The 19578-nt window shown below is 39.2% G+C and carries 14 protein-coding genes; 8 read left to right on the top strand and 6 right to left on the bottom strand.

The annotated features are described in order from the left end of the window. Positions 1 to 4 precede the first annotated feature (4 nt). On the bottom strand, positions 5 to 568 hold the full coding sequence (locus F0919_RS17655) for a hypothetical protein (protein WP_150034116.1): 564 nt from the start codon (positions 566 to 568) through the stop codon (positions 5 to 7). 137 nt (positions 569 to 705) lie between these two features. Here F0919_RS17655 and gldB point away from each other — a divergent pair, with 137 nt between their 5' ends. The 3 genes from gldB (at position 706) to F0919_RS17640 (ending at position 3835) form a co-directional block, all read left to right on the top strand. Next, positions 706 to 1737, top strand: coding sequence for a gliding motility lipoprotein GldB (gldB, locus tag F0919_RS17650; protein WP_150034114.1), 1032 nt, complete (start codon positions 706 to 708; stop codon positions 1735 to 1737). 79 nt (positions 1738 to 1816) lie between these two features. Next, on the top strand, positions 1817 to 2824 hold the full coding sequence (locus tag F0919_RS17645; RefSeq protein ID WP_150034112.1) for a DUF3078 domain-containing protein: 1008 nt from the start codon (positions 1817 to 1819) through the stop codon (positions 2822 to 2824). 174 nt (positions 2825 to 2998) lie between these two features. Next, positions 2999 to 3835, top strand: a complete 837-nt coding sequence (locus F0919_RS17640) for a segregation and condensation protein A (RefSeq protein WP_150034110.1) — start codon at positions 2999 to 3001, stop codon at positions 3833 to 3835. 68 nt (positions 3836 to 3903) lie between these two features. Here F0919_RS17640 and F0919_RS17635 read toward each other — a convergent pair whose 3' ends face one another. The 3 genes from F0919_RS17635 to F0919_RS17625 all read right to left on the bottom strand — a co-directional run bounded on the left by F0919_RS17635 (position 3904) and on the right by F0919_RS17625 (position 9543). Further along, positions 3904 to 5952, bottom strand: a complete 2049-nt coding sequence (locus F0919_RS17635; protein ID WP_150034108.1) for a T9SS type B sorting domain-containing protein — start codon at positions 5950 to 5952, stop codon at positions 3904 to 3906. 200 nt (positions 5953 to 6152) lie between these two features. Beyond that, positions 6153 to 6446, bottom strand: coding sequence for a hypothetical protein (locus F0919_RS17630; protein WP_150034106.1), 294 nt, complete (start codon positions 6444 to 6446; stop codon positions 6153 to 6155). Positions 6447 to 6606: 160 nt separating this feature from the next. After that, positions 6607 to 9543, bottom strand: a complete 2937-nt coding sequence (locus F0919_RS17625; protein ID WP_150034104.1) for a M16 family metallopeptidase — start codon at positions 9541 to 9543, stop codon at positions 6607 to 6609. Positions 9544 to 9767: 224 nt separating this feature from the next. On the opposite strand from F0919_RS17625, the gene F0919_RS17620 reads away from it, so the two are divergent. The 3 genes from F0919_RS17620 to F0919_RS17610 all read left to right on the top strand — a co-directional run bounded on the left by F0919_RS17620 (position 9768) and on the right by F0919_RS17610 (position 14148). Next, complete coding sequence (locus F0919_RS17620) at positions 9768 to 10451, top strand: response regulator transcription factor (RefSeq protein WP_150034103.1); 684 nt, start codon at positions 9768 to 9770, stop codon at positions 10449 to 10451. Continuing rightward, on the top strand, positions 10393 to 11820 hold the full coding sequence (locus tag F0919_RS17615; RefSeq protein WP_150034102.1) for a sensor histidine kinase: 1428 nt from the start codon (positions 10393 to 10395) through the stop codon (positions 11818 to 11820). Before F0919_RS17620 ends, F0919_RS17615 begins: the two co-directional genes overlap by 59 nt. Before the next feature lie 726 nt (positions 11821 to 12546). Further along, complete coding sequence (locus tag F0919_RS17610; protein WP_150034101.1) at positions 12547 to 14148, top strand: hypothetical protein; 1602 nt, start codon at positions 12547 to 12549, stop codon at positions 14146 to 14148. A gap of 95 nt (positions 14149 to 14243) precedes the next feature. On the opposite strand, the gene F0919_RS17605 is transcribed toward F0919_RS17610, so the two are convergent. Further along, positions 14244 to 14708: a GNAT family N-acetyltransferase gene (locus tag F0919_RS17605; RefSeq protein WP_190277426.1), complete on the bottom strand. Its 465-nt coding sequence runs from the start codon at positions 14706 to 14708 to the stop codon at positions 14244 to 14246. A gap of 206 nt (positions 14709 to 14914) precedes the next feature. Next, the gene (locus F0919_RS17600; RefSeq protein WP_150034099.1) at positions 14915 to 15262 is read right to left on the bottom strand and encodes a DMT family protein; all 348 of its coding nucleotides are present in this window, start codon (positions 15260 to 15262) and stop codon (positions 14915 to 14917) included. Positions 15263 to 15438: 176 nt separating this feature from the next. On the opposite strand from F0919_RS17600, the gene F0919_RS17595 reads away from it, so the two are divergent. Beyond that, positions 15439 to 16812 (top strand): dipeptidase, encoded by a 1374-nt coding sequence (locus F0919_RS17595; RefSeq protein WP_150034098.1) that lies wholly within the window; start codon positions 15439 to 15441, stop codon positions 16810 to 16812. A gap of 237 nt (positions 16813 to 17049) precedes the next feature. Then, positions 17050 to 19497, top strand: coding sequence for an outer membrane beta-barrel protein (locus F0919_RS17590; RefSeq protein ID WP_150034097.1), 2448 nt, complete (start codon positions 17050 to 17052; stop codon positions 19495 to 19497). Positions 19498 to 19578 lie beyond the last annotated feature (81 nt).

The following is a 19578-nucleotide window of genomic DNA, read 5'->3' as shown; positions in this document are numbered from 1 at the left end:
CAGACTAATTTTCAGCTTCAAACCTATTTACGGATAAAGACAAGGCCCTTCGGATGGCTTTTATAATAACACCATTGTCGCGTGGACTGTAACCCAATCTTTTGTAATAACCCTTGTGGCGCATACCGCCTCCCAGTACCAATATGGTCGGCATTCCCATGCCGCCGTAGAAGTCAACTTCCTTTGCGCCTTTTATAAAAATTGCATCCGGTGTAAAACCATTTTCAGTTACCCATTTTTTCATAGTCTTTGCATCTGTTACATCTTCATAAACAGTCTGATAGTATTTTACCCGGCCGGGATGGAGCCTGCGCATGGAAGTTATTATATTCTGCAAGCCTTTGCCTCCGGTAATGCAAGGCCTGCAGTTCATCATTACGTATTCGTGCACAATAACAAAACCACTGTCAAGTTTATTATACAAGTCAATTTCTTTGCCGCTCAAAACATCTTTTTTAACCCAGCGCATGGTATTGTAAATGTCTGATTTGGGAAAAGTATAATCATGCGTATGATTGGCTTCTTCCATGACAAATTGTGCATGTGCATGCTGGAAGCTTGTCATCATTATTATTAAAATCAAAATCCGTGACATGCTTCAAAGATAATTCTAAAAATAATAATCTGAAGGCCGTACAAAAGCATATTGAAAGTCTTGCGTTTATCATTAATTAATTAGTTTCGCACAAATTTCCATATTGGTACATGAATAAGCTTTTTATCTATTTCAGCATTGTTTTCGGTTGCGTTTTATGCCTGTTTTCCGCTTGTAACACACATGAAGGAAAAGATGTCCCCGATGTTTCCAAAGTCGATATTCCTTATCAGTCATATGCATTCTATAAAGATTTCTCGAAATTAAATCCGAAAGATATTGCTCCTGGTTTGCAACAACTCAAAGCAAAATACCCTGAGTTTGCGGATTTCTATCTTGACTCGCTTATAGGATTTGGCTATCATGGTAATTATGCACAGGACATTCCGATGATGGATTCTTTCCTGTTGCAGAAAGACTACCGCAGTTTGTTGGATACGGTGAACCTTGCTTTTCCGGATACAAAGAAATATGATGAATGGCTGAAAAAATCTTTTAAATACCTGGCTTATTACGACAGTACTTTTGATATTCCAGAACATGTCTATTATTTTGTTTCAGGACTGAGCGGCATACCCGCAGAATTACAAAGCGACAAGAATGTCGGCATAGGGCTGGACTATTATTTGGGCAGAGATTTTGTTCCTTATGCACAGATAGGTATTCCCGCCTATGCAACCGTCCGCTTTACAGATGTAAATATTCCCATTTGGTTGGGAAGAGCGATTTATGGCGATAAATATCCTTTCAGTCCTGACGATAAAGATTTGCTGGATTTGATCATCCAACGCGGAAAGGAACTTTATTTCCTTGAGAAATTTGCACCATATCTGGATGAGGAAGTAAAATTCGGCTTCACCAAAGAACAATTGGATTGGTGTAAGAAAAACGAATCAATGATTTATAATTTCTTTATTCAGAATAATCTTTTGTTCGATAAAAACCTTCAAAAAACATTGCGATACGTAAATGATGGTCCTTCCTCTGCCGGTATGCCGCCTGAAAGCCCGGGAAATACAGGCAGTTATATCGGTTGGATGATTGTGAAGAAGTACGTGGAACGTAATTCCGTAAGTATGCATGAACTGCTGGAAACAAAAGATGCCCAGAAAATACTTGATGGCTCAAAGTATAAACCTTAACGTTTTTTTACGATTGAAAATTGCCGGTCTTGTTTTTTTGGCACGATAATTGCTATTACCATTAGAAAATTGAAAAAACATGAGAAAAGCCTTACTTCTTTCAGCGCTACTAATAACAGGATTATATGTAAATGCACAAAATCTTAGTTATGATGAAATGGCAAAAAGATATACAGAAACAAAAAATATGGACACGATTGCCTGGATTTATTCAGGAGCATTGACAATGGGCATTAATCAGGGTATATTACATAACTGGGCAGCAGGTGGTGAATTGGCTTCGTTAACAGTAAACGGCTTGTTTAATGGTAACCTGACCAGATATTACAACCGCTCTGTATGGAGTAATACATTTGATGCGGCTTATGGTTTGTTCTATGCCTATTCCAATAATTTCATACCCCGCAAAACCGACGACCGCATTGACTTTACTTCCAAATACGGATACAGGCTCAGCAAAACAAGCGATTTGTATTTTACAGGCTTGTTAAATGCCAAGACACAGTTCAGTAAAGGTTATAATTATGATGCACCCGCCTGGGATACATTTTCAACTTCTAATTTTCTTTCTCCTTTATACATTACCATTGCTCCTGGTATAGAATACAGAAAAGGAAGCAATCTTACTTTGTTTTTGTCTCCCGCAGCTTCACGCCTTACTTTTGTAAGTGATTATTATACCTTGCAGGATTCGGCAGGTATGTATGGCGTTGAATATGGTAAAACTTTTCGCTTTGAGTTGGGCGCTTATTTTTCAGGGCGTTATATCAAAGATTTTACCAAGAATATTTCTTATCGCGGCCGTTTGGATTTGTACACCAATTATTTAGCCAAAGACAAGAAAGTAGGAACTGATATTGTAAAAAAAGACAATCCCGGTAATGTTGATGTGCTGATAGACAATGCTATTTCATTCAAATTTTATAAGTTTTTCTCCTTAAACATTGGTTTGGTGGCTATTTATGATAATGATGTTCCTTTTGAGAAGGATTTTGAAGATGGCTCCGTTAAAAAAGAACCTATTAATGGCTTAGGCTGGTGGCAGTTGAAGCAATTCATGAGTTTTGGCTTTAATTATAAATTCTAAAGTTTTACATCAATCCTGTTTAAAGAAATTATTGTATTTTGGCAGCCCCGATAAAGAGTCAATAGCCGCCATATCGACCGGAGCGAAGCGAAAAGGAGATATCTCCTAAAAAAATCGCCCTTATAGAGACTTCGCGGCTTTGTTGCACTTTAATGGTAAATGATATTATAGATTATGGCGCATGCAGGTTATCAGATAAAATTGCCGCAGTTTGAGGGTCCTTTCGACTTGTTATTGTTCTTCATTGAACGTGACGAGCTGGATATTTATAATATTCCCATTCATACGCTTACCAAAGATTTTCTGGATTATATACACCATCTCGAAAGCCTGAATATTGAGCTTGCAAGTGAATTCATCCTGTTTATTTCTACTTTGATGCGTATCAAATCGCGCATGTTGCTGCCTCGTAAGGAGCTGGATGCCCAAGGCAATGAGATAGACCCGAGGCATGAACTGGTGGACAAAATATTGGAATATAAAAGATTTAAGGAAGCGGCAGCAAGCATGGCCATGATGGAAGCGGAAAGATTATTGCAGGCCAAACGTGGCAATATCCGTAAAGAACTTGAAGAGTTGGGCCATGTATATGCGGAAGGAACAGAGGTACAGACCGTTTCTGTTTATAAGCTCATGAATACTTTCGAAAAAGTGATGAAACGCTTTAAGGAAAGAAATGAGAAGCCGCAACACGTTGTGGTGAAATATAATTATTCGCAGGAAGGGCAACGTTTATACTTGCTTGAGGAAATGAAAGAAAAGCGTAAGGCTTCTTTCGAGGCAATTTATACCATTTGTGAAAACAGAATTCACGCTATTTTTACATTCCTCGCCATGCTGGAACTGGTGCAGCAAAAATACCTGACCTTATTGGTGGGCATGGGGCGCAACAATTTTATATTGGAATGGAACGATAATCGCCAGGAAGATATCGATTTCAATATTGAGGATGAAATTAATAACAAAGAAGAGAAGCGTGGGGACGGACCCGATTTGTTTTCGGAAAATTGATTTTTTATTTTACAAATAACAAGGCCTGCGAAATTTCGCAGGCCTTGTTATTGTATGTTTCTCTGATTTTATCTGATTAATACAACATCACCTTTTTTCTTTACCAACGTACCTGAAACATCCTTGTACTGAGCATAGTAGAAATAGGTGCCGACATCTGCTTGACCGCTGTTGTAATGCCCGTCCCAGCCATCATTCAGGTCATTGCTTTGAAAAACACATTGCCCGAAGCGGTTAAATATCTTTAATGTAAAAGCCGTCATGCCGGGACAATTAAGTTTCGCTTTCAGTACTTCGTTTTTGTCATCACCATTCGGTGAAAAAGCATTTGGCATAAATATATTGCAGGAACAATCCATCGTCTTAATATTAACTGAATCTATAAAGTCGCCACATACATTGGAAGCTGTCAAAATATAAGTCCCTTCATTGTTGGCGGAAATATTCTCTGAAATTCCGCCAACATTCCATGAATAATTACTTTCAGGATATGCAGTTCCGTGCAGCATGAATGGTTGATTTTTGCAAATGGTAGTATCGGTTTCAACAATATTTACAAAAGGATCCATTATATTCACAAGAATACTGTCCGATTTACTGCATTTTCCGACTGTAACATTCACCTTATACATTCCAGCGTCTGCTGCAGTGTATGTTGGCAAAATGCTGTTATCCTGCCATCTGTAAATAGCGCCGGGTGTTGTTGCATCCAGTGTGATTTCTGTGCCTTCGCAAATATTGGTATCCGCTCCGAGGTTTAAATCGAAATTGATAAAATGAACTTTGAAACTATCAATATAAAGATTGCAGCTATTATAGCCATGTAACCAATAAGCGCCATCCTGGCTGACCGCTACTTCAGGTGTTGTAGCATTGGAAAACCAAAGGTAATTCTGGTAATTATCAGGTGCATGTAAAGTCAGGCTTTCTTCAAAACATAGTGTTGTATCCAGAACTGTTTGCACAAAAGTATCAGCAGAAATGTTGACGAATACTTTATTTCCAAATTCAGATACGAAAAAGACCTGAGGTGAAGTGTAAGCAGGAAGCTGATACACATTACTTACAAACTGACAACCGGCTCCAAGTGTGTTAGGGCTATTAATGACATCAAGATAATTAGAGTTGAAAGCCGAAAGGTAAATTTTATTATCGGGTCCCAGGCGTATAGCAGTGAGATGCGCCGTGTCTAACAGTAATTGCGTACTCTGCACGGCGGCTGTATTTGGCAATAATCCAAGATTAAACTGTATTAATCCTTGATAACTGGAAAGGTACAACTTCGTATTGTCAGGAGAGAATTCTACAAGCCCGCCTGACGATTGGGCAGCCTGAATCGTAAAGAAGGAAGAAAGAACACCTGTTGCTTTATTAAAGTACGATAGTTCAATTTCGTCACTGCTTCTTGCAAGCTGCGTACCATCCGTATTGAATTGTAAGTAACCATAAACCCAGGTAGTAGTGTTTCCTACCAACCCGTTTGAAATAACAGGAGTGGTTGAAATACCGTTATTGTCTATCTTGAAAGCGCGGTATTCGAAACCGAATCTGCTATGTAATATGGCCCAATAGCCCAGGCAATCTGAAGCAGTGGTCATAACAACACCTTCACTGATATCTGTTGTCAGCAATATATTTTTCTGCGTAGGAATTACATCACCTAACCCTCCGTTTAAAGTCATGTCAATAACCGAATAATAAGCATCATACATCTGGTCTTCTATTGCATCTGTAGTGATAATATAATATTGGTTACTGTTGGCCGGATTGGGGACGATAGCAACACCTTTGGAGCTGGAACCAAGATTTCCCGGCCATACACTCGGTGCAACAGGTCCGTTACCGCTCAGGCCTTGTCCGTTTGGCATTAAATTACCATTCCTGTCCCAGTTATAAGCACCGGAGCTGTAAAACAAAAGATTGCCCGCATTGTCGCAAATGCTGGCACTGCCTTCAAATACCCTCATATTTGTTTGGAAGAAAGAAGGCGGGTTAGTATTAAAATTAAATCCGTAACGCTGGCCGAAACACCATTGGTTATTTTCGCCTTGCGCCATTGTAAGAGTGGGAAAGCAGCTGCTTAAAAGAAAAATAAGAACGTAAAAGATTGGTTTCATTATTGGGTTTATTGCGGATATGGAAAATTACAAATATATTTTTGCATTTCGCTGCTCCCTACGTAACTATTTTAATGTCAACCTATCAAATTACTTCTAATTATCACATGCGTTTAAAGAATAATGAGTTATTTTTTGCGTTTCACGAAAAAAGCGTCAATGTATATCATTGACGCTTTTTAAACAAACAAATAGACATTCTAAGCAGAATGTTGTACAGGTAAAAAGCCGTTTTGATCTAAATGAGTCATAATATCTCTTTGGGCATCAAAAAGGAATGTGTTCACTTTGATATTTTCCACATTATTCGCAAGGCCTGCTTCTTTATAAGGCTCACTTTCAATTTTATATACGTTTTGTGTCATCCATTCAGGATTATTAAAATGGTCGTCAATACCGAATTCTAAAATAACCGTATTATTGGTTTCAACAACCGCAGTTCCTGTAATGGGTATAAACAATCCATCCGAATAAACTTCTAATATGTAATTCATCTTTTTGATTTTCTAAATGCTTTTGGTTAGTCAATGAGGTTCCTGCTCTATAAACACATTTTGCCGGAATTTGTTTGAAACCAACTTATAGATCCGGCAATTTTCTTTTAATAAAAAGGCGGCACCGTTAAGTGCCGCCTTCCTCATGTTCTTTTAATAATTAGTATCCGAAGATTTCTTCCAATGTAAGCTTTTTAAAATCGCCTAATTTTTTCATGTCCTCTTCTTTCAATTTATCCTGGTTGGCTACGATGCAATAAGTATATGGTTTATTGCTCAACTCTTTACCATGGAAAGTTTTTAAATCTGCAAAAGTGAAATTAGGTGTTGCGTCATACGTACTCTTACGAATGTCATAATCACGGCCCATACGCTCTGCACTGATATAGCTGAACAAAATGCCGTCTTGTGTAATACGGTCTGTTGCCAATGATTTACGTAAACCTTCTTTGGCATTATCCAAGGCTTTTTGAGATTCAGGTAATTCATTCAGCAATTCATTCATGCCGCCAACTGCTTCGTTGAATTTGTCTGCCTGCGTACCGACATAAGCCATAGCGCTGTTGCGGTATTCCTTACGGCTTGCCAGACTGAAATTTGCATAGGTAGAGTAGGCCAATGCTTTTGATTCACGGATAGTCTGGAATACGATAGAACCCATGCCACCGCCGAAATATTCGTTGAACATAGAAATGGTTGGTTGTTCTGTAGCATTATAATTATCTGCATTACGCACCCAGAAAACTTCTGCCTGTACCATATCATAATTTGCAAACAATACCTTGTTTTTATCCTGTGTCAACTGATCAAATTTCTTGGCAACAGGCAATGGCTTGAAGCTTGCAGGCGCTTTATGAACCGCGAGTAATTGTGTTCCGATTTCGGAAGCCGTTTTTGGTCCGTAATACAGAATACGATGTTGGAAATTGGCAAGGTCGTGCAGGATAGTTACTAACTGATCGGCAGTCAAAGCATCCAGTTCAGCATCTGTCAATTCATTATTGAACGGATTTTGCGGACCGTAAATAGCATAGTTGCGCAAGCCCGACATGATAGCGCCTTTGTTCAGCTTTTTGTTCACACGCGATTTTTTCATGCTCAGCTTATAGGCTGCCAATGCATCCTGATCTACCTTGCAGTTTTGCAAAAGATCCTGAAACAAGCTTACTGCTTTGTTGAAATTATCCTGAAGTCCGTCAATGCTTATGGTTGTGCTTTCGCCGCTTGCCGTAATATTCCAGGTGCTTGCAATCTTGTAAAAATCAGTACTGAACTGTTCGGCAGTTTTATTTTGTGTACCTAAATATTCCAGATAATTCACCGCAACAGGCAGGTATTTATTTGCCCAGCTTCCTGTTTCATATTGATAATACAAACGGAACAATGCATTGTCTTTATTTTGAACAGCCAATACATCATAAGAACCGCTTTTGCCACGTTGAATGTCTTTTTTATAATCCACCCAAACCGGATCTATCTTATTTTCAGGCATTGCATTCACCTTTTTCAGGAAGTCAGATTGCGCCTCACGGTTTACAGAAACAGGTGTAATAGTAGGTTTGTCTACTTTTACGATATTTTTATCCTCACCCTGACGTTTGTAAACGGCTACATAATTATTGCCAAGATATTTATTGGCAAAGGCAACAATATCAGCTTTTGTTATTTTACTTAAATCATTTACATAAGCTACTTTGTCTTTCCAGTCCGTTTCGTCCGTAAAGTTGCTCATCAGGTTGCTGGCGCGGCTTCCGTAATTTTCATTTTCTTCAATGATTCTTTTTCTTTCATTATTTACAATAGAAGAAATAAGGTCATCAGGGAAATTACCTTTTTTAAGATTTTCCAGTTCACCCAATAAAAGATTCTTCACATCATCCAATGATTGTCCGTCCGTAGGGTTACCTTGTAATAATAAAGTGCTGTAATCTTTCAACACATAAGGGAAAGCACCCGCACCCAATAGTTTTTGTTTCTTGACAAGATTCAGGTCAATGATACCCGCAGAACCGTTGGTAAGTATATTGCCTACTAATTCCAACATCTGTGCGTCTTTTGAAGATGCGCCCAGAAAGCGGAACCCAAGCATAATACTTTCAGGAGTCGGCCCGGTAACTTCTTTAATAATAGGATTTGCTATTGGCTTTTCAGGCTCAAAAGTATAAGGTGGAATAGCTTTCTGTTGCATAAAGGCAAAATCCTTGTCTATTTCTTTAATAACCTCATCCGGATTGAAATCGCCTGCCATAATGATGCCCATATTATTAGGCACATAATACGTGTTGAAATATTTCCTGATTTCAAGTAGAGATGGATTCTTCAAATCCTGTACTGTACCAATAGTTGTTTGCTTACCATAATTGTTATTAGGAAAAAGCGTTTCAAACATTTTCTCAATTACTTTTCTTCCATCATTATCAAGACCACGGTTTTTTTCTTCATAAACCGCTTCCAGTTCTGTATGGAACAAGCGTAAAACAGGTGCACGGAAACGTTCAGACTGTACCGCAAGGTATTTGTTCAATGCATTGCTTGGCACATCTTCGGTATAAACCGTTTGCTCAAACGATGTAAAAGCATTGGTGCCTTTAGCACCCATCGCACCCATCATTTTATCATACTCGTTGGCAATGGCATATTTTGCAGCTTCGCCCGAAACGCTGTCGATAGTTTTATAAATTGACTTACGCTTCGTTTCATCGGTGGTAGTATTGTATTGCTCATACAACGCATCAATCTGGTCTAAGATTGGTTTTTCCTTGCTCCAGTCTAAAGAACCAAAAGCATCGGTACCTTTAAAAAGCAAATGCTCCAGATAGTGTGCAAGGCCCGTATGTGTGGACGGATCTGTTTTGCTGCCTGCTTTTACCGCAATATAAGTCTGTATTCTCGGTTCTTTTTTAGAAGGACTCAGAATAACGGTCAACCCGTTTTTCAAAGTATAAAAACGCGCCTGTGTAGGGTCATCAGCAACGTACTTATAGGTATAGCCGCCGGACGTAGCCTGCTTCCATTCTATCTTGTTTTGTGCAAAAGTTCCATAGCTTATGCCCATTGTCATAAGCGCTGCCAGGGAAATAATTTTTACTAATTTCATATGTATGAATTTGTGTTGAGGTTCCAAAAATAGAGTCTATTTGTACTAAAACATCATTTAATCAATAAAAATTTATTTGGAAAGCATTTGAAGTACAGAAAAAAAAAGGTTAGATGTCTTTTGCGCTGTGCGTTTGCTGTTATGGCTTTATGCTGTTGATAAATATCTATGATATTCATAAAAATGACCTTAAATTTGTCCGGCACAACTCTAATTTCACGTAAATGTCCATTACTCGCATATTATTGGTAGAAGATGATTTAAACCTGTCAAAGGAATTGAAGCAGCAACTTCAGAACGAAGGTTTTGAAGTAGAAAATGTATATGACGGAAATACAGCCGAACAATTAATAAATGAAAATAAGTACGACATAATACTTGCGGATATAAATATACCCGGTCAAAACGGATATGAGCTTGTAAAGGGAATCAGGCAACAACAAAACACCGTTCCCACTATAATTATTACCGCCTTTGATGAAATTGATGATAAGCTTCAGGGCTTTGACTGTGGCGCAGATGATTATATTACCAAACCATTTTTTTTCAAAGAATTGCTTGCACGGATAAAAGCAATACTGAAAAGGTCCGATCATCACACCGGTGCCGAGCTGATTGTTCATTCCGATATGATAATCGATGCACGCAAGAGAGAAGTGAAACGCAGGGACGAGTTAATCCGTTTAACTTCGAGAGAGTACGAAATATTATTGATGCTGGCAGATGCCAACGGGCAGCCGGTATCTAAAAAAGATATTCTTACCAAAGTTTGGGGCACATCATTTAGCGCAAATACAAACACTATCGAAGTATTTATTAATTTGCTGAGAAACAAAATAGACAAAAATTTTGAGCCTAAACTTATCAGGACGCGGATTGGCTGCGGGTACTATATCGGAGAGCATTAGGAATCTGCCGTTACGCTATAAATTGACATGGGGATACACTATTGTGTTCACTTTGTTTTTTGCCATAGGCTTTACTACAGTATATATTATTTCCGAAAAGTATCGCAAGGAAGAGTTCTACCAGCGGCTGGAAGACCGGATGCACACTACTTATAAGATATTGGTGCAGGTAGACCAGATAAGCCAGGAATTGCTTAAAATTTTTGACCGGAATACCATCAACAGGCTTTCTGATGAAAAAATCCTGCTTTTTGATGCAGACGGAAATGTTATTTATAACAGTATTGATGATACAAAAATCGCTTATTCAAAAGTGATTCTGAAGCGGCTTATGAACGGAGAAGGCCGTATTGAAATGACAGATGGTAAATACGAATTGCTTGCCCTTCAGTTCATGAATGATAAACAGGTTTTTTATGGCATTACCAAAGCTCACGACCGTTTCGGGAAAAGAAAAATTGCTTTCCTTAAAAACGCATTGATTGTTATATTTTTTACAGTAACGCCGCTCCTTATTCTCACCTGCTTATGGTTGTCGCGTGTTATTATGCAGCCCATAAGCCGTCTTACAAAAGATATTGCCACTATTTCGCCCAAAGACCTTTCGGTGCGCATCAGTGAATCAAGGTCAAAAGATGAAATCAGCATCCTTACAGATAAGTTTAATGAATTGCTCGATAAAGTGGAAAGCGCTTTTAAGTTTCAGTATCACTTTGTCCATCATGCTTCCCACGAATTAAAGACTCCGTTATCTGTTATGATGAGTAACGCAGAAGGAGCTTTAGCTGATGGAAACGTAGAAGCTTTGAAAAAAAGCATGGAATTTCAGAAGCATAATCTGATGGAAGTTTCTTACATCATAAATGCCATGCTGGAAATCTCCAAAACCGAAAATCAGATTAATGATATTTTTTCAGGACCCATTCGTGTCGATGAACTTTTGTTTGAATGCATTGATGAAATCAGTTATCTGGATACGCACCTGCAAATTGATTTTATCTTTTCCCACAAAATAGAAGATAGTGAGATGCTTACCATAAAAGGCAATAGCAGAATGCTTAAGATAGCCTTTATGAACCTGTTGAAAAATGCCATGAATTTTGCCGTTTCCAATCCGGTTATTGAGGTATTGCCGGTTGAAGACAAACTCTTGCTGCGTTTTTCAAATGATGGAGCTATAATACCCGTATCCGATCGGCTTAAATTATTTACCCATTTTTTCCGTGGTGACAACAGTAAGGATAAAAAAGGTTTTGGCTTGGGGTTGGTGCTGGTTCAACGGATTATAAGCCTGCATAACGGGGAAATATCTTATTGTGTTTCTGAAGACGGCAAAAATTATTTTGTTGTCGGCTTTCCCATATCATAACCGGCTTTCCGTGAGGAATCGGGCAGATTAATTGTTTTACTTCTTTTCCCCGCATATAAGCCGCTGAATCTGAGCTGAAACAATAAGGGAGGCATATCAAAAGATATGCCTCCCGGAACAAAAAAACATTCAAAAACTTTACCGGATCAAAAATACTGTGTTTTATCAGACGCAAACATAAAATTCCTTTAAGGAATGATGTGAAGGATCTGTGTGTTATAATAACAACTTCCCTGTTTTGTTAACTTAATGCCTGCATTGCTTCCGCATCTCTCAAACAAAAGATACAGAGGATATTACCTTGTCAGGTGATATATTGAATAGGGTAGAGATAAAAATTCCTTAAGGTCAACGACACCTTTAATGGTGCAACATGCATAAACACTACATCTTATGATTTAGGTGCCTCACCTTAAGGAATTTTTATGTACGTCGCTTTTAAATACTATTATTTTTGTGCCGATAGCTATTAATAGCAGGTTTATATTTTGGAATGCCCTGGATATAACTCATAGAACCTTTTCGTTTTAATAGACCATTTTTTAACCAGTCAGGATGCCGGATTAGATAAACATCAGGTTTGTTTATCGGCATGCGCCTATATAAAACCAAAACAACAAAATACCAGACAAACCTGCCCATAACGAGCATTGCCGTCACATATCGCTTATGGTCAATCTACAATTTTCAATTAACCAAATATCAAATCAAAAAACAATTTACACTATGAAGAAAATATTATACATAGCTGTTGCTTTATTCAGTATTTGCTTTACGCAATGTACCAAGCCCTCGAAGGATTTTACATTCAGTATTAATCCCAACCCTTTCGACCATACGGTTACGATGAATTTTTATGATGCTGCACATCCCGGCACTCCGCCTGCTGGTATCATTATTACAATTAGTGGTCAGGATGCAAATGATGTTTATGAGATCAGTGGTGTAAAGCGTTATAACGTAGTTGACGGAATTTTATCGTTAGGCCTGTTGTATAAAGCAAATCCGACCGATGGAAGTCCTGCTAAATTTACGGTAAAAGCTGAAGCTCCCGGTTATCTGCCGGTTCTTATTCCTGTTACCATTAAAGTTGGTCAGCCGCTTAAACTGATCAATGTAAGTATGATTAATAAAGCAGATCCTCCTGCAGGAGTAAATGTAAACGTAACAACAACAACACTTACAGGCGACAGTACTTCAACTAATGTAGTTATCCCTCCTCCTGCAAGCGCCGGGCCAAATGATCAGGTAGTATCTATTGATATTCCCGCCGGTACTTCTTTTAAGGATGAAGCGGGTAATGTAATCAGCGGTTCAACACTCACCAGCACAGTTGTAAGCTTTAGCTCTACCAGTCCTTCATCCCTTAATGCATTCCCCGGCGGAACTGCATCTGATAATATTAAAGATGCAAGTGGTAACACCGTTGCAGGCCGTTTCCGCACTGCTGGTTTTGCCGACATCACAATGGCTGTAGGCGCTACAGAAGTAAAAACGTTTACTAAGCCGATTACATTGCACATGGGCGTAAGCAGTACGCAGATTAACCCTGCTACGGGTACTGTTTTCTCTGCGGGTCAGACAATTCCGGTATGGAGTTATCAGACTGCTACAGGCCAATGGAGCTACGAACAGGTGGCAACAATTACCAATGGTGCAAATGGCCTTGAAGCAAACTTTCCTACTACCCACCTTACTTATTACAACCTTGCTGTAATGGAAAATATCTGTAACAGCTCTTCTGTTGTATTCAATACCGGACTGACATCATCTGAAAGTTTTCTGATAGATATCTTTGCTGCAAACGATCCTAATATTCCGGTAGTAGCTGGCTTCCTCGTTCAGGTCGCAAATGGCGGAACAGTTACTTTTGACAATGTGCCTACAGGTAACCTGAATGTTAAAGTTTACAGAAATACCGCTGCCAACAGCCAGACAAACTTTATGGTAAGAGACGGAAGCCCGGTCGGCATTTATTCAGGTGCATTATGTGGCAACACGCCAACTATTACATTGAATATTCCAGTATTAACACCCATTACTTTTGATATTCAGGGTCGTTGCCCAAGCAGTTCTGCCAACCCTATTGTAAGGCCTACCGTTGGTGTATGGTATCGTGCGTATGGTTCAGGAAGCGCTTATCAGTTATTGGGCCAGGTAATACAGGGTTATTTCTCAACCACCAATTTGTCGCTGAATGCCAAATATGATTTCAAAGTTATCTGGGGTGGCAATAAAGTTTTCTTAAAAACCAAAATCGTTGACAGCACCAGTTATCACAGAACGGTTGTAGTTCCTCCGGATCAGATTTCAACTTTTTGTCAATAAAAATAACTCTTTGCATTTTATAAAATGAATAATTTCCGGCCAATGTCTATCCGCAAGGATGGCATTGGCTTTTTCTTTTAGCGTAAGAAAATGCACTAACCGTGCCAGCAAATCTTCACGGCCTTCATTTGCGGTATGTCAAGGATGACATTCTCAACTAACTGAAATCCGTTTTTAAGGTAGAAATGCAACGGAGCCCTGTAGGCTGAACCATCCGATTTAAGATATCCTCCTTCATCTATAACCCAACCGCTCAATGCAGCGTTATGTTCTTTAAGGTGGCTTAAAATCCTGCTTCCTGCTCCTTTCCCCTGAAAGTCTTTATTTACAATAATAGCAAACCACTTTTCATTATTCCTTATAAAAGTAACAGCCCAACCGGCAATTACATCATCCGTGTCCATAAAGAAATAATGCGTTACCTCTGCAAGACTGTTCAGATAGTCATCAAGCTGATCAATAGAATTATAAACAATCGTAGAAGGATATGCTTCATTCCAGAGTTTATAAATACATTCCTTCTGGAGTGGATTGATATTCTCGGTTGCTATGATTTTCATGGTTGGCATCTAAGTCTAAGTTGCAGTAAAATAAAGACAGGAGGGAAATATAATAGGTAAGTGCTAACCAGAGATCATTTATTAAGCGCTTAATTAAAACCTGTGAGGTTTTAAAAACCTCACAGGTTTACTAAATACGATCAAATTAAAAATGGACAAGCGTCAATCCTTTAGTTAATGATATTGAATGCAAATTCTATATACCCTTATTTAGAAGAAGGTATAAACATGAAATACACCGCACCTATAATAAACACAAAGGCAACCAGATAATTCCACCTGAACTGTTCTTTCAGGAATACAAGCGCGAAGATGAAAAACACCGATAAGGAAATAATCTCCTGAATGGTTTTTAACTGAAAAGGGCTGAAACCTTCCTGCTTCCCGAAGCGGTTATTGGCCGGCACCATAAAAACATATTCAAAAAAAGCGATGGCCCAGCTGATTAAGATAAGTTTTATCAGCGGCATATTTGTAGTGTCTTTTTTCAAATGGCCATACCAGGCATAAGTCATAAAACAGTTGGAGGCAATCAGGCATAGTATGGTGCGCATATAATCTGGAGATTTTTTTTAAACTTGCCGGAACACGGAAGCCACATTTAAAGTGCTAAAATAAAAAACGAATGCCCTTATTGTTCGAAAATTTTTCTTTTTATTTCTAATTGACCAAGGTATTATCATAATTAAATCATTTCTCTTACTTTTGAACCTCTAAAAACATAAATATCATGCAAGTCTGGAAAGATTATCTTGAAACAAATAAAGACCGTTTCCTTGATGAATTATTGGAACTGTTACGCATTCCTTCCGTTAGTGCCGACAGCAAATATAAAGAAGATGTAGCCCGTTGTGCCGAAGCTGTAAAGCAACACATGCTTGCAGCAGGTTGCGATATGGCTGAAGTTTGTCCTACAAAAGGCCATCCTATTGTTTATGGCGAAAAAATCGTAGATCCTAAACTGCCTACAGTTTTGGTTTACGGCCACTACGACGTTCAACCTGCAGATCCTTTGGAATTATGGACCAGCGGACCTTTCGAGCCTGTTATCAAAGATGGTAAAATATATGCACGCGGCGCCTGTGATGATAAAGGACAAATGTTCATGCACATCAAAGCATTTGAAGTAATGGCTAAAACCAATACTTTGGCTTGCAATGTAAAAATGATGATTGAAGGTGAAGAAGAAGTTGGTTCTGATAATCTTGGTAAATTTCTGGAAGCTAATGTTGAGAAACTGAAAGCTGATATCGTTCTGATTTCCGATACTTCCATGATCAGCATGGAAAACCCTTCTATTGAAAGCGGCTTGCGTGGCCTTGCTTATATGGAAGTGGAAGTTACAGGCCCTAACCGCGATTTACACAGCGGTGTTTATGGCGGTGCTGTTGCAAACCCTATCAATCAGTTGTGCAAAATGATTGCATCTTTGCATGACGAAAACAACCACATCACTATTCCGGGCTTCTACGATAAAGTTCTTGAACTGAAAGCGGAAGAGCGTAACGATTTAAACAAAGCTCCGTTCGATTTGGATGAATACAAAAAAGAATTGAACGTAAGCGATGTATGGGGCGAATTGGGTTATACCACGCTGGAAAGAACAGGTACACGTCCTACATTGGATGTAAACGGTATCTGGGGCGGATATACAGGTGAAGGTGCCAAAACAGTTTTGCCATCCAAAGCTTATGCTAAAATATCCATGCGTCTGGTGCCAAACCAAATCAGCACCGAGATATCCAATTTATTCTCTGATCATTTCAAGAAAATTGCTCCTGCAGGCATTACCGTAAAAGTTACGCCGCATCATGGTGGCGAACCTGTTGTTACGCCTACAGATTCTCCTGCTTATCAGGCAGCGGCAAAAGCTATCAAAGCTACATTCGGTAAAGACCCGATTCCTACACGCGGCGGCGGAAGTATTCCTATTGTGGCTTTGTTTGAAAGCGTATTAGGCTTGAAAACAGTATTGCTTGGTTTTGGTCTGGATAACGATAATATCCATTCGCCAAATGAAAAATATGATGTTTTCAATTATTACAAAGGCATCGAAACAATTCCTTTCTTCCATAAATACTTTGCAGAAAGCGAAGCCAAATAAGGTTTCCATATTCTTTCAGAAAGATTCGGGTTCTAAAGCCCGGATCTTTTTTTATTATAATGAACGTAGCAATTAAATATCGCAAATATTTTTTGTCATTACGAGTTGTTTCGTATGTTTGCTACGAATTGATTCGTAGCGTAGCTTTCGGGAATTATTTTCCAATTTGCACATTGCGGATAGAGGGCGAAAGACAGGGTGGCAAGGCCGGTACATAAATCTTAAACAAAAAACACCATGAATTACAGACTGTCTTATTTACTTCCGCTATTCCTGTTTCTTTCCCTCAACCTCTTTGGTCAGGCTGTCATCTCCAATAGCATTGAAGGTGTGGTGATGAATGAAGACGGAACACCTGTTGACGGCGCCGTTGTGTCTATAATGTATGCCAAAGACTCTTCTATTTTCAAAGTACTGATTACCGAAAGCACCGGAGATTTTGCCGTTGATCAGTTAAAACCTGATCGCTATCTTTTGTACATAACCAATATGGGTTATCACAACTACTGGAGCAGCGCCTTCCTTATAGACTCCGCAACTATGCTGAAACTGCCCGTCATACAGCTGAAGGTTAGCGACAATCAATTGGGAACGGTTACTATTGAAGCTAAAAAGAACCTTGTTGAACGCAAGATTGACAGGACTGTTATAAATGTAAATTCTTTCATTGGCAATGCGGGGAACAATGTACTGGAAGTATTGCAGAAATCTCCGGGTGTTTCTGTCGATGCAAATGACAATATACAATTGAAGGGAAAGTCGGGCGTGGTTATATATATTGACGATAAACCGACTTATTTGTCTCAGCAGGATCTGGCCAACTATTTACGTTCCCTTCCTTCAAGTTCGGTAGATGTTATTGAGTTAATGACCAATCCTCCTGCAAAATACGATGCGGCAGGCAATGCAGGCATTATCAATATACGCCTGAAGAAATCAAAAGCGCAAGGTTTTAACGGAGGCTTTAACCTCAGCTACGGACAAGGCTTTTATGCAAGAACGAGCAACAGCCTGAACTTCAATTACCGTGTCAATAAAGTAAATTTCTTTAGCAATGCAAGCTATAACATCAGCAACAATTATCAGGATCTCTTTATTGAAAGGAATTACTACAAGCCCACGGGAGAGCTGCTTTCCATGTTCAACCAGCATTCTTATATTAAAAGAAACAACAAAGGCGCTAACCTGAGGTTAGGTATGGATTACTATATCAATAAGAAGTCCACCTTCGGTATTGTGCTCTCCGGTTTCAGGAATGTGGACCATAGCCCGGTCAATAACACGGCTTCCATATTCGATTCTACGGGTACCGTTGCAAACAATGTAAAGGCTTATTCGCTTGCAGATAAGGTATTAAAGAACAAAGGCGTCAATCTTAACTACAATTATAAAATTGATTCCTCCGGTAAGGAAATATTGGTGAACCTCGATTATTTGGATTACGACGGGGCCTTAAACAGTTCCTTGCTGAACAGCATCTATATGCCTGACGGCGCTTTCTTAAGCAAAACAAACCTAATTGGCGACCTTCCATCCAATATTAAGATTGCAACCGCTAAGGTAGATTATACGCATCCTTTAAAAAGCCTGGGAACGGTTGGCATTGGTGCAAAGACAAGTTTTATCAAGACAAATAACGTAGCCAATTTTTACGATGAAGAAAACAGCGAACTGACCGTAAACAATGATTTCTCCAATAATTTCACTTACAAGGAAAATATAAATGCTGCTTATGTAAACTATAGTTTTGAAAAAGGGTGCTTCTCCATGCAGGCAGGATTGAGGTTTGAAAACACCATTATCAACGGTCAGCAACTGGGGAATGCCGTAAGGCCCGATTCTTCTTATGACAGAACGATGAACAACTTTTTCCCGACTTTTTACCTGAACTATAAATTGGATAGCCTTGACAATAACCAAATCGGCTTTTCGTATGGCAGAAGGATTGACAGGCCCAATTATCAGGATATGAACCCCTTTACTTACCCGCTCGACAGGTTTACTTTGTATGGCGGCAACCCGTTTTTACGCCCCACTATCTCCAATAATTTTGAACTGTCCCATACATTTAAAAACAAAATCACAACGGCTTTTCAGTTGACCTATACCAAAGATTTGATTTCGGAAACCATTGAGCAATCAAACGGTATTTTCTTTAGCCGTCCCGGTAACCTGGGTGAGCAGCTTTCTTACGGACTGACCATGAATATCAATGTTAATCCTATGAAATGGTGGACACTACAGGTTTACACCGAATTACTGAATGATAATTTTAAAGCCACTCTGTACAATGAGGCTATAAACAACTCAGGTGTGCATTGGGCAGTGAATGCAACCAACCAATTCCAGATTAATAAATCATGGACAGCCGAGCTGTCGGGCTCTTACCAAACCAAAGCATATTACGCACAGTTTATTGTTATTCCCTCCGGAAGTATTTCGGTAGGCGTTGCAAAAAAGATACTGAATGATAAAGCTACCATTAAAGCCAACTTCAACGACCCCTTTTATCTTTACAAAGCCGGCGGCAGCATTATAGGACTTAATAATTCCGATGCCCTCTGGCGCAGCCGTTTCGACAGCCGCGTATTTACGCTTTCCTTCAGTTATCGTTTCAATAAAGGACAAAGCCTCAAAGCAAGATCGAGCGGTGGCTCTGATAGCGAAAAGGGTAGGGTGTCTTAATGTTTTTGCGGTGGCTGAACTTGTCGAAGCCGCAATGGTGAGGAAAGTCCGATAAGTAGTATTGAATTTGCCAAAGCATCG

It is taken from the genome of Taibaiella lutea, from assembly GCF_008629695.1.
Classification (GTDB): domain Bacteria; phylum Bacteroidota; class Bacteroidia; order Chitinophagales; family Chitinophagaceae; genus Taibaiella; species Taibaiella lutea.
The sequence above is the reverse complement of the archived record's forward strand: the minus strand, read 5'-3'. Positions and strand labels throughout refer to the sequence as shown.